At 34.1% G+C, this 21,130-nt stretch carries 18 protein-coding genes and 1 riboswitch; of the genes, 9 read left to right on the forward strand and 9 right to left on the reverse strand.

What is annotated here, in order from left to right; genetic code table 11:
• Together C8N41_RS01455 and C8N41_RS01460 are read left to right on the forward strand one after the other, a co-directional pair.
• Positions 1-201: a hypothetical protein gene (locus tag C8N41_RS01455; protein ID WP_092446415.1), complete on the forward strand. Its 201-nt coding sequence runs from the start codon at positions 1-3 to the stop codon at positions 199-201.
• Positions 201-812, forward strand: coding sequence for an FAD-dependent oxidoreductase (locus C8N41_RS01460; RefSeq protein ID WP_092446413.1), 612 nt, complete (start codon positions 201-203; stop codon positions 810-812). Before C8N41_RS01455 ends, C8N41_RS01460 begins: the two co-directional genes overlap by 1 nt.
• Here C8N41_RS01460 and C8N41_RS01465 read toward each other — a convergent pair.
• From C8N41_RS01465 to C8N41_RS01475, 3 genes are all read right to left on the reverse strand, one after another.
• Entirely contained in the window at positions 802-2,409 is a 1,608-nt protein-coding gene (locus C8N41_RS01465; protein ID WP_092446411.1) for a S41 family peptidase, read from the reverse strand. The genes C8N41_RS01460 and C8N41_RS01465 overlap by 11 nt on opposite strands.
• A gap of 1 nt (position 2,410) precedes the next feature.
• Positions 2,411-2,863: a deoxycytidylate deaminase gene (locus tag C8N41_RS01470; protein ID WP_115837934.1), complete on the reverse strand. Its 453-nt coding sequence runs from the start codon at positions 2,861-2,863 to the stop codon at positions 2,411-2,413.
• Positions 2,864-2,968: 105 nt separating this feature from the next.
• Positions 2,969-3,559: a HupE/UreJ family protein gene (locus C8N41_RS01475; protein ID WP_115837936.1), complete on the reverse strand. Its 591-nt coding sequence runs from the start codon at positions 3,557-3,559 to the stop codon at positions 2,969-2,971.
• Between the two features lie 137 nt (positions 3,560-3,696).
• Positions 3,697-3,820, forward strand: a riboswitch (SAM riboswitch).
• Between the two features lie 109 nt (positions 3,821-3,929).
• On the opposite strand from C8N41_RS01475, the gene C8N41_RS01480 reads away from it, so the two are divergent.
• From C8N41_RS01480 to metF, 4 genes are all read left to right on the forward strand, one after another.
• Complete coding sequence (locus C8N41_RS01480) at positions 3,930-5,099, forward strand: trans-sulfuration enzyme family protein (protein WP_115837938.1); 1,170 nt, start codon at positions 3,930-3,932, stop codon at positions 5,097-5,099.
• Positions 5,100-5,159: 60 nt separating this feature from the next.
• A complete protein-coding gene (locus tag C8N41_RS01485) occupies positions 5,160-6,161 on the forward strand; it encodes a homocysteine S-methyltransferase family protein (RefSeq protein WP_115837940.1) in 1,002 nt (333 codons plus the stop codon).
• Between the two features lie 27 nt (positions 6,162-6,188).
• Positions 6,189-9,338 (forward strand): vitamin B12 dependent-methionine synthase activation domain-containing protein, encoded by a 3,150-nt coding sequence (locus C8N41_RS01490; RefSeq protein ID WP_115837942.1) that lies wholly within the window; start codon positions 6,189-6,191, stop codon positions 9,336-9,338.
• 302 nt (positions 9,339-9,640) lie between these two features.
• Positions 9,641-10,594 (forward strand): methylenetetrahydrofolate reductase [NAD(P)H], encoded by a 954-nt coding sequence (metF, locus tag C8N41_RS01495; protein ID WP_115838759.1) that lies wholly within the window; start codon positions 9,641-9,643, stop codon positions 10,592-10,594.
• 24 nt (positions 10,595-10,618) lie between these two features.
• On the opposite strand, the gene C8N41_RS01500 is transcribed toward metF, so the two are convergent.
• Positions 10,619-11,458, reverse strand: a complete 840-nt coding sequence (locus tag C8N41_RS01500; protein WP_394331437.1) for a DMT family transporter — start codon at positions 11,456-11,458, stop codon at positions 10,619-10,621.
• Between the two features lie 172 nt (positions 11,459-11,630).
• Positions 11,631-12,548: a T9SS type A sorting domain-containing protein gene (locus C8N41_RS01505; protein WP_115837944.1), complete on the reverse strand. Its 918-nt coding sequence runs from the start codon at positions 12,546-12,548 to the stop codon at positions 11,631-11,633.
• 269 nt (positions 12,549-12,817) lie between these two features.
• Between C8N41_RS01505 and C8N41_RS01510 the strand changes: the two genes are divergently transcribed.
• Positions 12,818-13,876: a T9SS type A sorting domain-containing protein gene (locus C8N41_RS01510; RefSeq protein WP_115837945.1), complete on the forward strand. Its 1,059-nt coding sequence runs from the start codon at positions 12,818-12,820 to the stop codon at positions 13,874-13,876.
• Positions 13,877-13,892: 16 nt separating this feature from the next.
• On the opposite strand, the gene C8N41_RS01515 is transcribed toward C8N41_RS01510, so the two are convergent.
• The 4 genes from C8N41_RS01515 to C8N41_RS01530 are packed head-to-tail and all read right to left on the reverse strand — an operon-like array spanning position 13,893 to position 17,383.
• The gene (locus C8N41_RS01515; RefSeq protein WP_147298917.1) at positions 13,893-14,408 is read right to left on the reverse strand and encodes a LacI family DNA-binding transcriptional regulator; all 516 of its coding nucleotides are present in this window, start codon (positions 14,406-14,408) and stop codon (positions 13,893-13,895) included.
• 4 nt (positions 14,409-14,412) lie between these two features.
• Positions 14,413-15,081 carry a bifunctional 4-hydroxy-2-oxoglutarate aldolase/2-dehydro-3-deoxy-phosphogluconate aldolase gene (locus C8N41_RS01520; RefSeq protein WP_115838760.1) on the reverse strand — a complete coding sequence of 223 codons (669 nt, stop codon included), beginning with the start codon at positions 15,079-15,081 and terminating at the stop codon, positions 14,413-14,415.
• Positions 15,082-15,098: 17 nt separating this feature from the next.
• The gene (locus C8N41_RS01525) at positions 15,099-16,316 is read right to left on the reverse strand and encodes a 6-phosphofructokinase (protein ID WP_115837949.1); all 1,218 of its coding nucleotides are present in this window, start codon (positions 16,314-16,316) and stop codon (positions 15,099-15,101) included.
• Positions 16,317-16,336: 20 nt separating this feature from the next.
• Complete coding sequence (locus C8N41_RS01530) at positions 16,337-17,383, reverse strand: sugar kinase (protein ID WP_115837951.1); 1,047 nt, start codon at positions 17,381-17,383, stop codon at positions 16,337-16,339.
• Between the two features lie 149 nt (positions 17,384-17,532).
• Between C8N41_RS01530 and C8N41_RS01535 the strand changes: the two genes are divergently transcribed.
• Both C8N41_RS01535 and C8N41_RS01540 read left to right on the forward strand, forming a co-directional pair.
• A complete protein-coding gene (locus tag C8N41_RS01535; RefSeq protein ID WP_115837953.1) occupies positions 17,533-18,552 on the forward strand; it encodes a LacI family DNA-binding transcriptional regulator in 1,020 nt (339 codons plus the stop codon).
• Between the two features lie 160 nt (positions 18,553-18,712).
• A complete protein-coding gene (locus C8N41_RS01540; protein ID WP_115837955.1) occupies positions 18,713-21,103 on the forward strand; it encodes a polysaccharide lyase 6 family protein in 2,391 nt (796 codons plus the stop codon).
• Positions 21,104-21,130: the final 27 nt, after the last annotated feature.

Below are 21,130 nucleotides of genomic sequence, written 5' to 3' on the forward strand. Positions count from 1 at the left end.
ATGAAAGTATTTACACTCATTCTATCTGTGATTGCACTGGCTTTAATTCTCTTTAATATTACAAAGCTAAATTTTGATGCTCTCCTAGAAGGAGAAAGTCAAACCGCTCTTATCACAATTGCAGCAGCACTTTGTGCCCTGATCTTGTTGCAAATTTTAAGAATTTCTAAAAAAATTGAAAAACTAAGTAAAGGTCGCTAATGGATTTTGATGTTTTAATCATAGGAGCTGGTGCAGCAGGATTATCTTGTGCTTTAGTATTAGGATCTGCAAAAAATAAATCTTTTGCAGAAAATAAACGTATTGGCATTGTAACTCACCAAAAAACATCACATCTTCAAAATGCCTTATTTAATAACGTCCTTGGCTTAAAACCAGGAACTTTAGGTTCGGATATATTAAATGATGGCTTAGTGCAATTGAGTGATTTATATCCTCATGTTAGCCAAATTAATAGCGAAAAAGTACTTTCGATAACCCAACAAGATGGGCACTTTATTATTGAAACCAATAAGCATAGCTATACTTCTATAATTGTTGTCGTTGCCGTAGGTTATACCAACTTAATGCACATAGATGGTTTAGAAAAATATAAGGCACCGCACCCAAGAGCTGCCAAAGAAAAAGACCGCATTTGGTTAAAAAACGACGATCACCTTATTGAAAAAAACTTATATGTTGCTGGTACATTAGCAGGTTGGCGTAGTCAATTTGCTATCGCTAGTGGAAGTGGCGCACATGTGGCCACCGATATTTTAACACTTTGGAATAACGGAAAGCACACCAAAGTACACGATAAAATTATTGCTTAAAATTAGGGTACTCTGTACTTAATAAGATGACCTCTTGCACCATAGCGTCTTCTTTGTTTATAATTTCTTCAAAAGCATTATCATCAAATAATTGGAGTGCTAAGGTAGCTTTTATCAAGCGTCTTATTTCATCATTATATGCGACAAAGGTAATATTTGTACGCTCTCTCTGATTTACATAATTTTGAAAACGCACCACAATATCATCGCTTACTTCAAAATTATTAATAAAATCATATTTAGACACTCCCTGATATACACTACGGTCTTTATCTAATTCTTCAAACACAAAATACCCAAAATGACCACGTCGTCTTAAGTAATTAATCGTTTCGTTATCGAACAATTGATCAATAGGCACAAAGACATCTGGTATGATACCTCCACCTCCATATACAACTTTTCCTTTTGGTGTTGTAAATTTCAAAGAATCATCAACTTGTATATTTTCTTCATCTGCCAATTCACCTGTTCTTAATCGCTTGTAATAATCATTATAATAGCTTTCGCTATCACCATTTGTATAAGGCTTTTGTATAGAACGCCCTGTTGGAGTATAATATCGAGATACCGTTAATCGTACAGCACTGCCATCTCCCAATGCCATTTCACGCTGTACTAATCCTTTTCCATAAGAACGCCTTCCTACGATAATACCTTTATCATTATCTTGTAATGCACCTGCAATGACTTCACTTGCTGATGCAGAATTTTCATTAATTAAAATATACAGCTCCCCTTCCTCAAAGTCCCCTTTTCCTGTAGCGTAAATACGTTCCTCTTTACCTCTTTTGTCTTTAGTAAACAGTATTAATTTATCATCTTCTAAAAACTCATCTGCAATTTGCTCTGCAATCCCTAAGAATCCACCTGGATTATCTCTTAAATCTAAAGCTAATTTTGTAGCTCCGAGATCCTTTAATTCATGAAGTGCAGCTTTAAATTCTCTATATGTAGACTCAGCAAAGCGATTCATTTTCATATAACCCAACTCATCGGTAAGCATATAGGCAGCTTCAATACTTTTTATTGGAATCGCTTTTCGTTTAACATTAAATTCCAACAACTCATCTTCACCTTTTCTATAAACAGTGAGGTTTACATTGGTATTTTTATCGCCTTTTAATTTCTCGCTAATGATATCATTAGACATATTAGGACCATACAAAGTATCTCCATCCGCTAAAAGAATACGATCGCCACTCATAATACCAGCACGCTCACTTGGACCGTCTTCCGTGGGTTTAATAACCGCAATGCTATCTTTGTATGCATAAAAATTAATGCCTATACCTACAAAATCACCTTTCATGTTTTCGGTAATACGCTCTAAATCTTCTTTGGGTATATAGGTAGAGTGTGGATCTAAATTATGTAAAATACCATTTACCGTAACATCAACGATACTATCTGTATTAACTTCTTCGACGTACTCGTAATCAATATAATCTATTAAACGGTTGAGTTTATCCTTTTTACTATTGGTAATAAATAGGTTATCTGATGTATCGGAAAAGTTTAGTTTTCCGCCAATAATAACACCAGCTGCTATTGCAACACCAATAATAAGTGGTATGTATTTATTTTTTGTTGCCATACTAGTTCCCTTCTAAACGGGAATCTTCGTTTAACTCTTTAATAAGTTCTAATTCAATTCCTGCCTTTTCTAAAAATTTAAGTCCTGAATCATCTTTATAACCTTGGTGATAAACAACTCTCACTATTCCGGCTTGATGAATCAATTTACTACATTCTTTGCAAGGTGAAAGCGTTATATATAACGTTGCACCTCTACAAGACTGCGTAGATGATGCTACTTTTAAAATCGCATTTGCCTCAGCATGCAACACATACCATTTTGTATAACCGTCATCGTCTTCGCAATAATTCTCAAATCCTGTGGGTGTACCATTGTAACCGTCAGAGATAATCATTCTATCCTTTACAATAAGTGCGCCAACTTGTTTGCGCTTACAGTGAGACAATTTGCCCCATTCTTTAGCAATGCGTAAATAGGCTTTATCGTAACGTAATTGTTTTGATTTTGACATTAATAATAAGTATTGTACAAATGTATGATGTTAGTAACGAAGATAAACGGATAGTATTTTATAAACCATTAATGTCTCGTTAAAATTTTACCAATCTTTTTTAGGCTAATTAAGTAAAGTGCTACCTATAATCATAGGAATTACTAGTCCTACAACTATAGCGGAAAGTACCATAACCCAATCGCGACGCGAAAACCTAAATATTGTTTGGCATAGAAAACCTATAAATAGAACGAGAAATACTACAATAACTTGTGCGAGTTCAATACCTAATGCAAATTCTATAAGCAGTTTTAATTTACCTTCAGATTGACCGGCAAACATCTTAAATTCTCTTGCAAATCCTAAGCCATGTATTAATCCAAAAAATAAAGTCGTAAAAAACAGCAAGCCTAATTTATTGGTTTTAGACTTCTTACCTGCAGTGAATACATTATACAAAGCCATAATTAAAATAGTAATTGGTATAAGAAATTCTACTAATTCACCATTAATACTAACAACTCCATAAGCCGCTAAAACCAAAGACAACGTGTGGCCTACAGTAAACGTGGTGACTAAGACCAATATGCGTTTCCAGTCGTTAAAAACATAAGGCACAGCTAATACCATTAAAAAAAGGATATGATCATATCCATTAATATCTAAAACATGGTTCATGCCATATTGCACATTAAACCAGAAATTTTCTAACATAATTATATTTATTTGGGTTAACCAAAGTTACAATTAAAATGCAATATGTACTTACTAAAATAAAGTGAATAATATTTGCTTTTTGTAGTTTTCTTTCGGAATATTGTAACATTCAAAGTTCAAAGCAACGTATTGAAATGTTATCAAGAAAGGTGGAGGGATTAGACCCAATGAAACCTTAGCAACCCTTAAACTTATTAAGAAGGTGCTAACTTCTACTAAATTAGCGATTCATTTATCGTATAATTAGATAGATAACTTAACTACATTACCTCATTTTTTTGGTAATTTAAATTCTTATAACATTTTACTATTTACGCGTCATTTTTTTCGACGTATTTGATTTTGATTTACTATTAAATTAAGTAAAATGAGTTCAAAACACATAGAAACTGAAGCCATAAGAACCCAAATTGAGCGTTCACAATATCTAGAACATTCTAGCCCAATGTATTTAACATCGAGCTACGTTTTTGAAGATGCTGAAGATATGCGTGCCTCTTTTGCAGACGAAAAACAACGCAACATTTACAGTCGCTATTCTAATCCTAACTCGTCAGAATTTGTAGAAAAAGTTTGTAAAATGGAAGGTGCAGAACGTGGTTATGCCTTTGCTTCTGGTATGTCTGCTGTGTTTTCAACCTTTGCCGCTTTACTTGATGCAGATGATCATATTATTTCGTGTCGAAGTATTTTTGGATCAACTCAAACCCTATTTAATACTATTTTACCAAAATGGAATATTTCAAATAGCTATTTTAAAATTGATGAATTAGATGCTATCGAAAGCCTAATTCAACCGAATACTAAAGTAATTTATGCTGAAAGCCCAACCAATCCTGCTGTAGATATTTTAGACTTACAACGCTTAGGCGATATTGCAAAAAAACACAATCTTTTATTTATAATAGATAATTGTTTCGCAACGCCTTATTTGCAACAACCAATAAAGTTCGGAGCAGATTTGGTAATCCATTCTGCTACAAAATTAATGGATGGACAAGGCAGAGTTCTTGGTGGCGTAACCGTTGGAAGTGCAGAATTAATTCAAAAAATATATTTATTCTCAAGAATCAGTGGACCAGCTCTATCACCTTTTAACTCATGGGTTTTATCAAAAAGTTTAGAAACTTTACCTGTTAGAGTCGATAGACATTGTGATAATGCCTTAAAAGTGGCTACATTTTTAGAGAGTCATGATAACGTAAAACTGGTAAAATATCCCTTTTTAAAATCGCATCCACAATACGAATTAGCAAAAAAGCAAATGAAATTAGGTGGAAGCATCGTAGCATTTGAAATAAAAGGAGGCATTGAAGCCGGAAGACAATTCCTCAATTCAATTAAGCTACTATCACTCTCTGCAAATTTAGGAGATACCAGAACCATAGTAACGCATCCTGCATCAACAACACATGCTAAAATACCAGAAGATATTCGTTTAGAAACAGGAATCACAGCGGGTTTAATTAGAATTTCGGTTGGTCTAGAACATCATGATGATATTATTAACGATTTAAAACAAGCACTAGAAAACTAACGTCAGTTCGAGTGATTTTATAACATCGGAATAAAATTGTATCGAGAACACATACATATTATGAGCAAAATAAAAGAAGAATTACAAAAACGCATCTTAGTTCTTGATGGCGCCATGGGAACCATGCTTCAGCAATATAATTTCTCAGAAGAAGATTTTAGAGGCGAACGTTTTAAAGATTATCCATCGCCATTAAAAGGAAATAACGATTTATTATCCATAACGCAACCGAAAGCCATAGCAGAAATTCATGCTAAGTATTTTGAAGCTGGTGCGGATATTGTAGAAACCAATACGTTTTCGGGCACCACAATTGCCATGGCAGATTACGATATGGAAGACTTAGTTTACGAACTAAATTATGAATCCGCTAAAATCGCTAAAGAAGTCGCTGATGAATTTACGAAAGAGCAGCCTGAAAAACCGCGTTTTGTAGCTGGAAGTATTGGACCTACAAACAGAACGGCTAGTTTATCGCCAGACGTTAACCGACCAGAATATAGAGCTATTACCTTTAATGAGTTACGTGTAGCCTACAAACAACAAGTAGAAGCGTTAATTGATGGTGGTGTTGATATGCTTTTAGTCGAAACTATTTTTGATACTCTAAATGCAAAAGCGGCTTTATTTGCTATTGAAGAAGTAAAAGAAGAACGACATATTGATATTCCTATTATGGTTTCTGGTACCATAACTGATGCATCTGGCAGAACCTTATCCGGACAAACCGTTGAAGCGTTTTTAACCTCAGTGTCTCATATTCCATTATTGAGTGTTGGTTTTAATTGTGCACTTGGCGCGCAACAACTACAACCCTATTTACAACGCTTATCTGATGAAACAGAATTTTTTACCTCAGCACACCCAAATGCAGGTTTACCAAATGCTTTTGGAGAATATGATGAAACACCTGAGCAAATGCAAGGTTATATTGAAGCCTATCTAAAAGATAACCTCATCAACATTATTGGTGGCTGTTGTGGCACTAGTCCTGAACATATCAAAGCCATTGCTGAAGTCGCTCAGAAATACAAACCAAGAAAAATTGTCATTCCTGCGTAGGCAGGAATCCACTTTGAAATGACTCACATGACTCAAAATAAAAAATACCTCACGCTATCTGGATTAGAACCATTGGTTGTAACACCAGAAAGCAACTTCATTAATGTTGGCGAACGCACCAACGTCACTGGCTCACGTAAATTTCTTCGACTTATAAAAGAAGAAAAATACGACGAAGCCTTAGAAGTAGCGCGAGACCAAGTTGAAGGTGGCGCGCAAATTCTAGATGTTAACATGGACGAAGGGATGTTAGATGGTGTTTATGCCATGACCACCTTTTTAAATTTAATTGCATCAGAACCCGATATTTCGAGAATTCCCTTGATGATTGATAGTTCAAAATGGGAAATTATTGAAGCTGGTTTACAAGTCGCGCAAGGAAAATGTGTCGTTAATTCTATAAGTTTAAAGGAAGGCGAAGCGCAATTTAAACATCATGCTAAACTTATAAAACGTTATGGTGCTGCTGTTGTAGTTATGGCTTTTGATGAAGATGGCCAAGCAGACAACTACGAAAGACGGATTGAAATTTGTAAACGTTCGTATCATATTTTAGTCAACGAACTAAAATTTCCTGCGCAAGATATCATCTTTGACCCAAACATTTTTCCCGTTGCTACTGGAATGGACGAGCATCGCAGAAATGCGCTCGACTTTTTTGAAGCTACGAAATGGATTCGTGAAAACTTACCACATGCCAACGTTTCTGGAGGTGTAAGTAACGTGTCTTTTTCTTTTAGAGGAAATAATGTGGTACGTGAAGCGATGCATTCGGCATTTTTATATCACGCGATTAAAAACGGTATGAATTTAGGTATTGTAAACCCAACAATGCTTGAAGTCTATGATGAAATTGATAAGGATTTATTAGAACGTGTAGAAGATGTTTTATTTGATAGACGCGATGATGCCACAGAACGTTTATTAGATTTTGCTGAGTCTGTAAAAGGACAGAAAAAAGAGCAAGAGGATAAAGTACAAGAATGGAGAAGTGACCCATTACAAGATAGAATTACACACGCCTTAGTAAAAGGCATTGATGCTTTTATACTTGAAGATGTTGAAGAAGCACGTTTAGCAGCTGCCAAACCTATTGAAGTCATAGAAGGTCATTTAATGATTGGTATGAATGTGGTTGGCGATTTATTTGGCAGTGGAAAAATGTTTTTACCGCAAGTGGTAAAATCTGCACGAGTTATGAAAAAAGCGGTTGCGTACCTTCAACCTTTTATTGAGGAGGCGAAAAAAGCCCCTAAATCCCCAAAGGGGACTTCTTACTGGAAGACAGCTGACCCACTTTTATATGGATTAATGAAAGAGCACGCTAAAACCATGCGAAATCAACCAACTGAAGCAGAAGCTTTACTTTGGGATGTTTTAAGGAATAAACAATTAGATAATTATAAATTTAGAAGACAGCATATTGTTGGTAGTTATATTGCAGATTTTATTTGTTTAAAAAAGGGACTGATTGTAGAAATTGATGGCCTTATACATCAATTACCTGAAAACAAAGCTACAGATGAAGAACGAACAAAATGGCTAAATGAGCAAGGTTATCGCGTTATCCGATTTACAAATGATGAAGTTTTATCAAATCTCGATGATGTTCTGGAAAAATTAAAGGAAACTTTGAAAGTATCCCCTTTGGGGACGGAAGGGGCTAGATATGCTGGCAAAATATTAATGGCAACGGTAAAAGGCGATGTGCATGATATCGGAAAAAATATCGTGAGCGTAGTTTTAGGTTGTAATAATTATGAAATCATTGACCTTGGTGTGATGGTTCCGCCAGAAAAAATTATTGAAACTGCTATTAAGGAAAACGTCGATATTATTGGATTGAGTGGTTTAATAACCCCATCGTTAGATGAAATGGTTTACGTTTCAAAATCCTTAGAAAAACAGAATGTAAAAATCCCATTAATTATTGGTGGCGCAACAACGTCTCGTGCGCATTCCGCTGTAAAAATTGCACCTCATTATAACAATACGGTTGTTCATATTAATGATGCATCAAGAGCAGTAACCGTTGTTGGAGATTTACTTAAGGAAGACAGTAAAATCTATAAAAATCAGATTAGAGAAGAGTATGATGCTTTCCGAGAGCAATTCTTAAAACGTACCAAGAAAAAGGAATATTTGACTATTGCTGATGCTCGAAAAAACAAATTTAAAATAAATTGGAAGACCTCTGAAATTGTAAAACCTAAGGAATTAGGCATTCAAATTATTAAAGATTTTGATATTACCAAACTAGAAGACTTTATCGATTGGTCTCCATTTTTTAGAAGTTGGGATTTACATGGTAAATATCCAGCAATTTTAACGGATAATATTGTTGGCGAACAAGCCACAGAATTATTTGCCGATGCTCAAGTACTTTTAAAACGCATTTTTGATGAAAAACTTTTGAAAGCAAAAGCCATTTTTGGATTGTTTGAAGCCAATACAGTAAATGATGATGATATTGAGATTAATATTGAAGAATGTCACCGCAAGCGCAGTCATGAGGTCTCAAATTCAGCATCCCAAAAAGAAGGTCTCGACTGCCCTCAACCAAGCAAATTCAAATTCTTAACGCTTCGTCAACAATCTAAAAAATCAGAAGGTAAACCCAACCTTGCTTTAGCCGATTTTATTGCACCAAAAGCAACCAACAAGCAAGATTACATAGGGTGTTTCTGCGTCTCTACAGGTTTTGGAACTGCAGCATTAGCGGCACAATTTGAGGCAGAACACGACGATTATAATTCCATTATGATAAAAGCACTAGCCGATAGACTAGCCGAAGCATTTGCAGAGTTCCTTCACAAAGAAGTCAGAACCAAACATTGGGGTTATGCTAAAAATGAAGATTTAACCAATGCCGACTTAATAAAAGAAAACTACAAAGGTATTCGTCCTGCTCCGGGTTACCCAGCTTGTCCAGACCATTTAGAAAAAACAACGATTTGGGATATTCTTAAAGTTGAAGAAAACATTGGTGTAAAACTTACAGAGAGTTTAGCCATGTGGCCAGCTGCAAGTGTTAGTGGTTACTATTTTGGTAATCCTGAAGCTAAATATTTTGGTTTAGGAAAAATAAAAGAAGACCAAATTGAAGATTATAGTAAACGTAGAGGAATTTCACATGAAGAAGCAACAAAATGGTTGAGTCCTAATATTGCGGATTAATTGAATGGAGACAAAAGACCTTGCAGGTTTTAAAAACCTAGCAAGTCTTTTACAACATTGTGTTCCTGCAAGGTTTCATAAACCTTGTAGGTATCAGAGCCTGACTTTTTTGCGATCCTGTAAGGTTTATGAAACCTGACAGGTATGAGTAAAAAGTAACGCCAAAATAAAAGATATTACATTAAAAAGATACCCACTTTCGTGGGCAATATTATGAAACGAGCATGTTCAAAACGTCATCATTTACCAAAATGATTAATAGCGAACAGCATGTGACCATAAAAAACAATAACGGTAAGCACATGAAAGTAACAGACCACATAAAAAACGCAAACGGAAAAACCTTATTTTCTTTTGAAATTATTCCACCAAAAAAAGGAAATAGTATTCAGCAATTGTACAATAATATTGACCCATTAATGGAATTCAATCCACCATTTATAGATGTGACGACCTCTAGAGAAGAATACCTTTACATTGAAAAAGAAGGGCTTTTAGACCGTAAAATTACACGTATGCGACCAGGAACTGTGGGTATTTGTGCGGCTATATCTCACAAATATAATGTAGATACGGTTCCACATGTGCTTTGTGGAGGTTTTACAAAAGAGGAAACTGAATATCTCTTAGTGGATTGTCATTATCTCGGCATTCATAATGTGATGGCTTTACGAGGCGATGCCATGAAGCATGAACAATATTTTAAAGCTTGCGATGGTGGACACAAATTTGCCAAAGAATTGGTTGGGCAAATTCAGAATTTAAATAAAGGTCAGTATTTGCATGATGTTATAGAAGCCGATGGTAAATCTGATTTCTGTATTGGAGTTGCTGGCTACCCTGAGAAACACCTTGAAGCACCTTCTTTAAAGACAGATTTAAAACGTCTTAAAGAAAAAGTAGATGCTGGCGCAGATTACGTGGTAACACAAATGTTTTTTGATAATAAAAAGTATTTTGAATTTGTAGATGCTGCCAAAGCTGAAGGAATTACTGTACCTATCATTCCAGGTATAAAACCATTGGCCGTAAAACGTCATTTACAATTATTACCTCAAGTTTTTAAAATTGATTTACCTGAGGATTTAATTGATGCTGTTGATGGTTGTAAAACCAGCCAAGATGTGAGAAAAGTTGGTGTGGAATGGGCAATTCAACAATCTAAAGAATTACAAGAAGCAGGAGTGCCTGTACTTCATTATTACTCCATGGGAAAAAGTGATAATGTAAAAGCGATTGCATCTGAATTGTTCTAATTAATAATTAATAGTCCATTTTTGTTATTTCTTCTTGGTTAAAACATTTAAAGTTAAACCCAAGACAATTAATACAACTCCGAGCAGACTCCACAGCGTGTACACTTCTTTAAACCATATTAAGCCAATAAGTATTGTAAAAATAACTTCGAGATATTTTAAAGGTGCAATCTGATTGGTTTCTCCAACTTGCATGGCTTTGGTCATGTATAACTGCGCAAAATAACCAAAAACACCTAAACTCATTAACACAAGCCATTCTTTACCAACAGGATGTACCCAATTCTTAATAGACAACAGCCCTCCAATAATCACTGATACCATCATAAAATAATTAACAATAACCACTGGATGATCGGCACTACCTATTTTTCGAATAAAAATGTAAACCAATCCAGCAAATACAGCTGAAGTTAAAGCTAAAATCACCCCTAAAAACTGAATTTCTGTATCGTCATCAAAACCTTTTAATATTAAAACGCCTGTAAAGGCAATACCAAAAAATAACCATTGAACAGGCCTTATTTTTTCCTTTAAAACAAATAGAGCAAAGATTGTTGCGAAAATTGGCGCAATATACCTTAACGATACCGCCGTGCCCATCGCTATATATTTAATGGATAAAAAGAATGCTGACATTGAAATAAGGCCAACAATACTGCGCATTATCATTAGGCCTCTTTTATTTCCTAATAATGAAATTTTATTTTTCAGTAAATACGGTATGGTAAAAAATAACGAGCCCAAAGCTCTAAAGAATACGATTTGGTAAACACTAAAATTATTTAACGACTTAACAAATACATTTAAGAATGTAAATGCTAACGCACTAATAACCATGTATTGTATTGCTTTTTTCAGGATTTGAAGCGTTTTTGTTAATAGTGAAGAAATATAATGCTTTTTACAATGTAAATTGAGCTGTACGCCACATTGAATCTCGCAATATTTACCGTAAGACTAATGAAAGTTTTAAAAATAAAAGAGCAACTTAAGTATTATAAGTTGCTCTTCTAATGACTAATTATAAAAGTTACTAATTAATAACAATACGCTTAGTTACTGAATTAGTTCCAGAACTTACCTTAAGCAAATACACACCAGATGCTATAGCTGATACGTCAACAGCATTGTTTATTAGCGTATTTGTAGCTAAAACATTTTTACCTAGTACAGAAAATAATTCAACAGAATCTATCTTAGCATTGTCTGAAGAAGTAATGTTTAAAGTTGATTTAACAGGATTAGGATAGACCTTAAGGTTAGAAGTAAAATAATCTTGTGTAGAAAGCACAGTCGTATTCACCAATTGTAAATTATCCATTCTCACTTCCGAATCTCCGTTCATCCAACCTTTATCCTTACCTGAATCTCCATGTAAGTCAGCATCATAAGGTCCTACAGACCTAATAAATATAGCGATGCTCATTTCTGTACCTGTATTAAACGTTAATTGCGTCATATCATTAGTATCTTCATTTCCTGGTGGAACGATAGTGGTATAGGCTATTTGATTTGCGGCTAACTCAACTTGTGCAACAGAAGTATACCCAAAACCATCTTGTAAAGCGGTTGCTGGCGGTGCATAAAGTGGAGTATATCCATCAACATAAGCGCTACCTTTTAATATAATAACCTCTATATAATCATTAGTAGAAGGATCATCTTTATAAGTATACTCTAAATCTAAAGTGTAATTGCTCTCAGGCACAACAGCAATTTCTTGATAAATACCATCAGATTCTAAATCATCAAATTTTACCACGTCGTTACCACTTAAAGTAGATGATTCCGCTTGGTCTGCAATGGACTTATTAATCCATCCAGAACACGAACACGTACTTCCTTCATTTTTAGGAATGTTATCAAAAACGGCATTGTGAACTACAGGCTGCACTTGAGAATAACCTAGAGCAGTTATAAATAGTAGCGTAAAAAGTAATTTTGTTTTCATGTTTATTGATTTTAATTAGTTAATATTTAGATTTTTATACTGGTTTACCAATCTGGTTTACCAAATATAGAAAAAAAATTAATACCGATAACGTTTTCGTAATTAAATTATCAATTTTACAGTCTTTTATAGGCTATAGTGGAAATATATAAGCATACATTGTGTGAAATACATAATTATTTAACATATATCTTCAGTCATAATTCGTTATAATTTCAGGAATAAAACCTATATTGGTTAACCAGTTTAACTTATAATTCACTGATACGATGTTAAAAAGAATATGGCCACTTTGTTTATGTGTTCAACTTTCGGTTGCACAAATTACCCTGACTTCTAATGGTCCCGGAAACACGTATGAAGAGATTAATGCTGTATTTGCTCCTGGTTATAATGTTGTTGAAGTACCAGATTGTGTACATACAGATTTTGGTAGACATATTGATGAACTATTTGATTCAGAATTAAACACCAGCGTATTCAGATTTATAGCTCATAAAATTCCTGATAATGATCGTTGTCAGAATTTTGATAGACAGCGCACTGAAATTAAAACCTATAATCAATCACCCGAAACATTACAGGCTATTGAAGATGAGATTATAGAATATAAATGGAAATTTAAATTACCGATAGATTTTCAGGTATCCCCTAACTTTACGCATCTACATCAAATAAAATCTGTTGGTGGTCAGTATGCTTCTATTCCCATGATTTCTCTTACGGCTAGAAAAGCATCACCCGATCGCATTGAACTACGACATACAGCGACGACAAATCAAACAACATTTCAAACTGCAAATTTAGACTTATTCCGAGGACATTGGGTGGAAGTCACAGAACGTATTACATTTGGTAATACCGGACGCTATGCTATAACTATTAATCGCATATCGGATCACACCACATTACTAACTTATATTAATACTGCCTTAGATATGTGGCAAGATGGTGCGACGTTTGCAAGACCAAAATGGGGCATTTACAGAAGTCTATTAAATAGCGATGATTTGCAAGATGAAGAAGTATTATTCAATGATTTTAGTATTGAAGAAATTGATCCATTATCCATCTTAGAGCATGACTCCGACACCCATAAAATTCATGTAGTGCCTAATCCTTCTAAAACTTCTGTGACTCTAGAGCATCTAGAATTGCTAGATTACGATCGTATTCAATTATTTGATAGTTCTGGAAAACGGATCCCTTCATCTCACCGTTTTCAAAAGAACACCTTAAACGTCTCTGGTTTAGCTTCAGGCTTATATTTTATCTCAATTTTAAAATCCAATCGTCCAATAAAAACCCTAAAATGCATTGTTGAATAGTAACCTATAAAAACAACTATTCCTTTAATAGGTTCATTAAACTATTATATGAACGCTGCTTTATATCCTCTAGGGATTGGTTACAATCAATGTTAAGTGACTCAATAGGAAAAGAATAATCAGCATATTGAGGCCTTACTTTAAGTTCGGAACTCACAACAATAATCCCATCTATAGAACCATCACTAAGACTTTTAATATAGTCTAGTTCCTTTGCATCGGAATGAAACGATTGATAAAACAGAATTCTATAACCAAAGTTCTCAGCCGTTTTTTGTAGATGGCCTAAGGCATGCCCAAAACACTGCTCAGTTACTTGCGGAACAATAACCGCAATAGAACCCGTTTTTTGCATTCTAAGCGACACAGCATAATTATTAGGAACATAATCATGCTGTTTTGCTATATTTTTAATTGTTTCTCGCGTAGCTTTACTAATTTCAAGCTTATTATTTAAAGCTTTAGACACCGTAGATATTGAATATCCCGATAACATTGAAAGTTCTTTTATAGTGACAGCAGACGATTTCAAAAAGTTATGATTTTAAAGCACTGATTATACTTAATGCGTTTCTGGTATCTGATTCTATTTTGGCTAAATCATAATTACCATCTGCATTTTTTGCAATCAATTTAGATCCCATTCCTACACAAGTTACACCGGCTTTAAACCAGCCTTCTAAATTTTCCTTTGTTGGCGCCACACCACCTGTAGGCATAATGCTTGTCCAAGGTTGTGGGCCTTTAATAGCCTTAACAAAATCTGGACCATAAATACCTCCAGGAAATAATTTTACAACTTCACAACCTAATTCTTCTGCTCTACAGATTTCGGTTAAAGAGCCACAACCAGGTGACCAAGCCACTTTACGTCTATTACAAACGATAGCAATATCCTCTCTTAAAACTGGCGTTACAATAAAATTAGCACCTAAAGCCATAAAACGAGACGCTGAAGCGGCATCAGTAACTGAACCAACTCCCATAATCATTCCTGGTAATTCTTTAAGCACCCATTTATTAAGTTCTCCAAAAACTTCATGAGCAAAATCTCCTCTTGCAGTAAACTCTAGTAAACGTGCGCCACCATCGTACGTTGCTTTTATAACTTTCTTACTAATTTCTATATCAGAATTATAAAACAAAGGCACCATTCCGGTTTGTTTCATAACATTAGCGACTTCTATTCTTGTATAATTTGCCATAATATTTTTATAATTTTTTAATTCCAATTTAATATTTTTCTGAAATCATATGCCTCAGGATTTGAAACATACGTTCTCGCTTTATCATAATCTTTTTCTTCAATAAAGAATAAATTATTAATAAAGAGTTGTGCCATATCTGAATTGATATCCACTAAACGAGGAGGAATTTTACCATGTTTATCTTCAAAATCTTTTAAAAATAAAGGAGTAATATCTCCGCTTGAATTTGCACTTACAATACAACCTGAAACACCTTGGTCAAATAATTTTTTAACACCTATTCCTAACAAAGAACACAGAGTGAGATCGAATGCTATTGGATTACAACAGCGCAGTTCGTACCCTAACTCTACTGGTCTCGATTTTATATCTAAACCAATTTCTTTTAATTTAACTTGTAATAAATAATTAAAGATGTGCGATTTACTCACATTTCCTAATTCAGGATGGCCATGATCATCATAAGTAAAGTTGATATCTGAATTTACAATTTCGTCTTCATCCATAAAATGAAAAACACCCTCACTTACTAAAGCTACACCATATTCTACACCTTCAATTTTACATTTTATTATAGATGAGATTATCATGTTAATTATCTTATTGAATGTAATATTGGTGCTATTGAACATTTCTGGAATAATCATCATTTGAAAATGACAAGCCGAAGCAATGCCAAAGGCTAAATGACCTGCAGAACGTCCCATGGCAGATACTACAAACCAATTTTCGCTAGTTCTGGCATCTTCATAGACTGTATTACCTATTCGTACACCTTGATCTTTAGCGGTGTGAAATCCAAAGGTAGGATTCCTGTCGGGCAATGGTAGATCGTTATCTATTGTTTTAGGCACATGCACATGTGCTACCTCAACGCTTTGCGTATTGAGATATTTGGTTAACCTATTGGCAGTAGATGCTGTATCATCACCACCAATAGTTACCAAAAGTTTTACGTTGTTCTTTTTGAAAAAATCGACTTTAAAATCCGAGTCTTTAGGTTTAAATCTGCTCATAATAAGTGTTGAGCCACCACGACTAAAAATACGATCTGCATGATGAAAATCGAATACCTTTACCTCAGGATTATCAGAGCACAAACCTTGGTAACCATGGTGTACACCGATAACCTTATAGCCATCTTTTAAAAAGGTTTTAGCCAATGTACTAATCACGGTATTAATACCAGGAGCGGGTCCGCCTCCACAAATAATTGCAATTGATTTTTTCATAGTGTTAAAATCCACTCAATTTATCTCGCTACACGGCCAGATGCATCACCACCCATTAGTTTTTCAACTTCAGAAACAGTCACAAGATTAGCATCGCCTTTAATAGTGTGTTTTAAACATGAGGCTGCAACAGCAAAATCTAGTGCATTTTGGTCGTCTTCAGGATATTTTAATAATCCATAGATTAAGCCTCCCATAAATGAATCTCCACCGCCTACACGATCCACGATATCTGTAATTTGATATTGGCGAGTTTCGTACATTTTTGTACCGTCGTATAAAACACCTGCCCAAGTATTATGAGATGCAGAAATTGAACCTCTTAATGTTGTAATTACTTTTTTAGCTCTTGGAAATTTTTCCATCATCTGCTTACAAACGGATAAAAATGCTTCCGCTTTTACGTCATGTCCATGTTTATGTACATCTAGACCTTCAGGATGAATACCAAAATGCTTTTCTGCATCTTCCTCATTTCCTAAAACCACATCACAATACGAAGTTAATTCAGTCATTATCTTTTCTCTATGAGCATCGTCACAGTACGTCCAAAGTTTAGCTCTATAATTTAAATCGGTAGAAATAGTTACACCCATTTCGCTAGCCACTTTTACAGCTTCTAAACAAGCATCTGCGGCACCTTGTGAAATAGCAGGAGTAATACCTGTCCAATGAAACCAAGCCACATCTTTAAAGACTGTTTTCCAATCTACCATACCTGGTTCAATTTCTGAAATTGCCGAGTGTGCTCTATCATATACAACTTTAGATCCTCTGCTTACAGCACCTGTTTCCAAAAAATAGATTCCTAAACGGTCACCACCATAGATAATTTTATCGACACCAACTCCTCTTTTTCTCATTTCCATCATTGCACATTCTCCAATATCATTTTTTGGTAAACGTGTTACGAAATCTACAGGCACACCATAATTTGCTAATGATACAGCAACGTTAGATTCTCCTCCACCATAGATAACATCAAAACTATTAGCTTGAGAAAATCTTAAAAACCCTTGAGGTGCTAATCTTAGCATAATCTCGCCAAAAGTGACTACTTTTTTCATTCTGAATATTTGTTTATTTAGTTATTAAATTAGAATTTGCTTAATCGATTAAGCATTTTACTTAAAAATAAATCAAAACGGCCACGCTTTGATTTTTATTATTAAAAAGATTATATTTGCTTAATCGATTAAGCAAATATATAAAAAACTTGGCGAATAAAAAAAGAGCAACATTAAAAGACATCGCAAATGTCTTAAACATATCACCTGCGGCTGTGTCTAAAGCTATGCATGATGATTCTAGGATTAGTGACAAAACCAAGCAAGCGGTAAAGCGTGTGGCTAAAGAATTAAATTATCAACCAAATCATATCGCAAGTGCATTAAGAAAGGGAAAAAGCAATTTAGTTGGTGTTATAGTACCTAGGACAAATAGTAATTTCTTTTCTTCAGTTCTCGAAAATATGGAAGCCGTTCTAAACAAAGCGGGTTATAATATTATTATCACTCAATCTAATGAATCTTTTGAGAAAGAATGTAAAAATATAGACACGCTTTTGTACTCTCAAGTCGATGGTATTATCGCATCTATGGCAAATGAAACCGTTGATTTATCGCATTACGAAAAAATAAAAGCCAATGGGATTCCTTTAATATTATTTGATCGTGGTGAAAACGACCTTAATGTAGATTATGTAGGTATTAACGATTATGACAGTAGTCATGTAATCGTTAAACATTTAGTAGATAAAGGCTGTAAACGTATTGCACATATTGGTGGTTACCGACGAACGCGAATTTTTAACAATAGAATTCGCGGCTATGTTGATGCTTTAAAAACAAATAACCTTCCTATTGATGATACACTCATTGTAGAAAGTTCACTGAGATTAGAAGATGGCAGACGAGAGATGGAACATCTCCTAAAGTTAAAAAACAGACCAGATGCTGTCTATGTGGCTAGTGATTACGCAGCCTTAGGAGCATTGCAAGTTCTAAATGAAAACGACATAAATGTACCAAAAGATATTCGGTTAGTCGGTTTTGGTAACGAACCTTTTACCTCTTTAGTTACACCATCTATTTCTAGTATAGAACAACACAGTAAAGACATTGGTCGCTTGGCTGCTGAAACGTTTTTAAAACATATAGCACAACCAGAAATAAAACAAACACTTAATAAAATAATTCTCGATGCCGAATTAATTATAAGAGATTCCAGCACATAAATTATAACTGTAAAACTCTTTTTATTAGCAACATAAAAAGACAACTAAATCTAAAACAACTTAAAACACTGTAATACTGATAATTAAAAACTGTACAACATTATTATGGAACTGTTTTCGATTATATTTATATTAACTAATTATTGAACTAATTAAACACATGAAAACATCTAATCTCTTTTTTCTTATTAGCTCTTTTTTCTTGATAAGCACTCTACAAGCTCAAGATATAACAGTTTCAAATCTGGAAGAATACAATGCTGCTATTTCTAAAATCAGCGAAGGTGGCACTATTATTTTGAAAAATGGAGAATGGAAAGACACCAAACTTCTTGCTTATGGTAATGGTAGTAAAGAAAATCCTATTATTATTAAAGCTGAAACAGCAGGCGAAGTGATTCTAACTGGGGATTCTAGTCTAAGTATATATGGAACTTATGTAATAGTTAGTGGACTTTGGTTTAAAGACGGCAAAACAACAGAAAAATATGTTGTACAATTTAGAAAAAACTCAAAAGAGTTTGCTAATCATTGTAGACTTACTAATTCTACAATATCTTATTTTGACGTAGCGGATGATACCATTAAAAATCATTGGGTAGATCTTTGGGGTAAAAACAACAGAGTAGACCACAACAATTTTACCGGAAAAACTTCTGCAGGCACTACACTGGTCGTTTGGTTAAAAGGAGAAGAACACATTGAAAACAATCATCAAATAGATCATAACTACTTTGGTCATAGACCAGATTTAGGAGAAAATGGTGGCGAAACGATTAGAATTGGAACTAGTGCCAACTCTATGAAATCCTCTAAAACCATCGTTGAAAGTAACACCTTTAAAAACTGTGATGGCGAAATAGAAATTATTTCTAATAAATCTGCCGATAATATATTTAGAAACAATTTATTTATAGAAAGTAAAGGCACATTGACGCTGAGACACGGTAATAATGCTCTAGTAGAAGGCAATATATTTTTAGGTAATAATGTTTCACAAACGGGAGGTATTAGAATTATTAATGAAGGGCATATTATTAGAAATAATTTATTGATAGGTCTAAAAGGTAATGGTTATAGAGGCCCTATTGTGATAATGAATGGTGTTCCTAACTCTCCTTTAAATCGCTATAACCAAGTTAAAAATGTCAATATTCAGAACAATACTATTATTAACTGTGGTCCCATGGCTTTTGGAGCAGGTAAAAATGAAGAATTAAGTCTTGCACCAATAACCACGATTTTTGCAAATAATATCATTACAAATACTGATGACACACAAATTTTGGAAACCGTAGATACGGTAGATGGGATTACTTTTTCAGGGAATATTGTAGATAGTGAAGCTGCAGTAAATACATCATATTTTACTAAAGCCAATATAGATTGGACACTTTTAAAGTCGTTACCAATACCTTCAAATAATAACGACATTTTAAAGAGTGTGACTAAAACACCTAAGAGTCCTGCACAAGATATAGTAGGTGCAACAAGAGAAATATATGTTGCAGGTGCATTTAATCTGAATAACACAAAAATTCCTAGAGCATTAACAGCTAGGACAGGTCCTGGTTGGAAACCCAATATTATAGCTCCAGTAACAAAAGCCGAAGATTTAATTATTGAGCCAGGTCTTGGCACACTTTATAAAGCGTTTAGTAAAGCAAAAGACGGAGATATTATTACTTTAAAATCTGGTATTTACGAATTTACTAAAAGCCTAAAAATAAAGAAAAATATTACTGTTATAGGAGCAGAAGATGGTAGTACCGTATTCAAAATGCAAGACAACATAGAAAAAGCATTCAATTATTTTATAAGGATTAATGGAGGTGCTGCCTTAACTATCAAAAATATTACTTTCGATGCTACACATTCTAAACCAATTAAGTATGCTATCGTTTCACCTGATAAAATGGAATCGACCATGTATGCACTTAATGCAGAACAATGTACATTCCAACATTTTACAACACAAAATGGCGGTAGCATTTTTAAAGCATACGAAGGCACGACAGCCAGCAGTTTGTCCTTTAAAAACTGTAGTTTTTTAAATAGCTATAGAGGACTGAATTTATCTTACGATAAAGATAATTTTGGAAAATACAACGCATTAGAACTTATTATTGATAACTGTGTTTTTAAAGATATCGAAGAGTTTGCGGTAAATTACATTCGAAATATTCCAGATGTTACCATAAAAGGTGGAAAACTGCTTGTTACAAATAGTGTATTTGATAAGGTTGGTAATAAAGAAAAAGGGAAAGTTCTAATTACAAACGGTATCCATAAAGTTACCATTAAAAATTCTGTGTTTATAAATAGTTATAAAGCTGAAACGCCTGTTAACTTAAAAGGTACAAATAACATTATATCCAATTGCTTATTTGACGACAATGGTTACCCTAAAATAACCAAAGGTGCTAAAGAAAAAAATGTCATTTATAAAAACCCTAAATGGGAAGACAAAGAGCAATATATACCTAGTAAAAAGTCTCCTTTACTTAAAGAGAATAATGGAAACGCCTTAATTGGCCTAAAACGAGAATAAAGGTTGGGTTTAATATATTAAAATTGA

The organism is Winogradskyella sediminis, from assembly GCF_003387355.1.
Lineage (GTDB): Bacteria > Bacteroidota > Bacteroidia > Flavobacteriales > Flavobacteriaceae > Winogradskyella > Winogradskyella sediminis.

Excerpts from the sequence above, each read along its gene's own strand:
- C8N41_RS01455 (WP_092446415.1), top strand. The coding sequence starts at position 1 with ATGAAAGTATTTACACTCATTCTATCTGTGATTGCACTGGCTTTAATT.
- C8N41_RS01460 (WP_092446413.1), top strand. The coding sequence starts at position 201 with ATGGATTTTGATGTTTTAATCATAGGAGCTGGTGCAGCAGGATTATCT.
- C8N41_RS01465 (WP_092446411.1), bottom strand. The coding sequence starts at position 2,409 with ATGGCAACAAAAAATAAATACATACCACTTATTATTGGTGTTGCAATA.
- C8N41_RS01470 (WP_115837934.1), bottom strand. The coding sequence starts at position 2,863 with ATGTCAAAATCAAAACAATTACGTTACGATAAAGCCTATTTACGCATT.
- C8N41_RS01475 (WP_115837936.1), bottom strand. The coding sequence starts at position 3,559 with ATGTTAGAAAATTTCTGGTTTAATGTGCAATATGGCATGAACCATGTT.
- C8N41_RS01480 (WP_115837938.1), top strand. The coding sequence starts at position 3,930 with ATGAGTTCAAAACACATAGAAACTGAAGCCATAAGAACCCAAATTGAG.
- C8N41_RS01485 (WP_115837940.1), top strand. The coding sequence starts at position 5,160 with ATGAGCAAAATAAAAGAAGAATTACAAAAACGCATCTTAGTTCTTGAT.
- C8N41_RS01490 (WP_115837942.1), top strand. The coding sequence starts at position 6,189 with ATGACTCAAAATAAAAAATACCTCACGCTATCTGGATTAGAACCATTG.
- metF (WP_115838759.1), top strand. The coding sequence starts at position 9,641 with ATGAAAGTAACAGACCACATAAAAAACGCAAACGGAAAAACCTTATTT.
- C8N41_RS01505 (WP_115837944.1), bottom strand. The coding sequence starts at position 12,548 with ATGAAAACAAAATTACTTTTTACGCTACTATTTATAACTGCTCTAGGT.
- C8N41_RS01510 (WP_115837945.1), top strand. The coding sequence starts at position 12,818 with ATGTTAAAAAGAATATGGCCACTTTGTTTATGTGTTCAACTTTCGGTT.
- C8N41_RS01520 (WP_115838760.1), bottom strand. The coding sequence starts at position 15,081 with ATGGCAAATTATACAAGAATAGAAGTCGCTAATGTTATGAAACAAACC.
- C8N41_RS01525 (WP_115837949.1), bottom strand. The coding sequence starts at position 16,316 with ATGAAAAAATCAATTGCAATTATTTGTGGAGGCGGACCCGCTCCTGGT.
- C8N41_RS01530 (WP_115837951.1), bottom strand. The coding sequence starts at position 17,383 with ATGAAAAAAGTAGTCACTTTTGGCGAGATTATGCTAAGATTAGCACCT.
- C8N41_RS01540 (WP_115837955.1), top strand. The coding sequence starts at position 18,713 with ATGAAAACATCTAATCTCTTTTTTCTTATTAGCTCTTTTTTCTTGATA.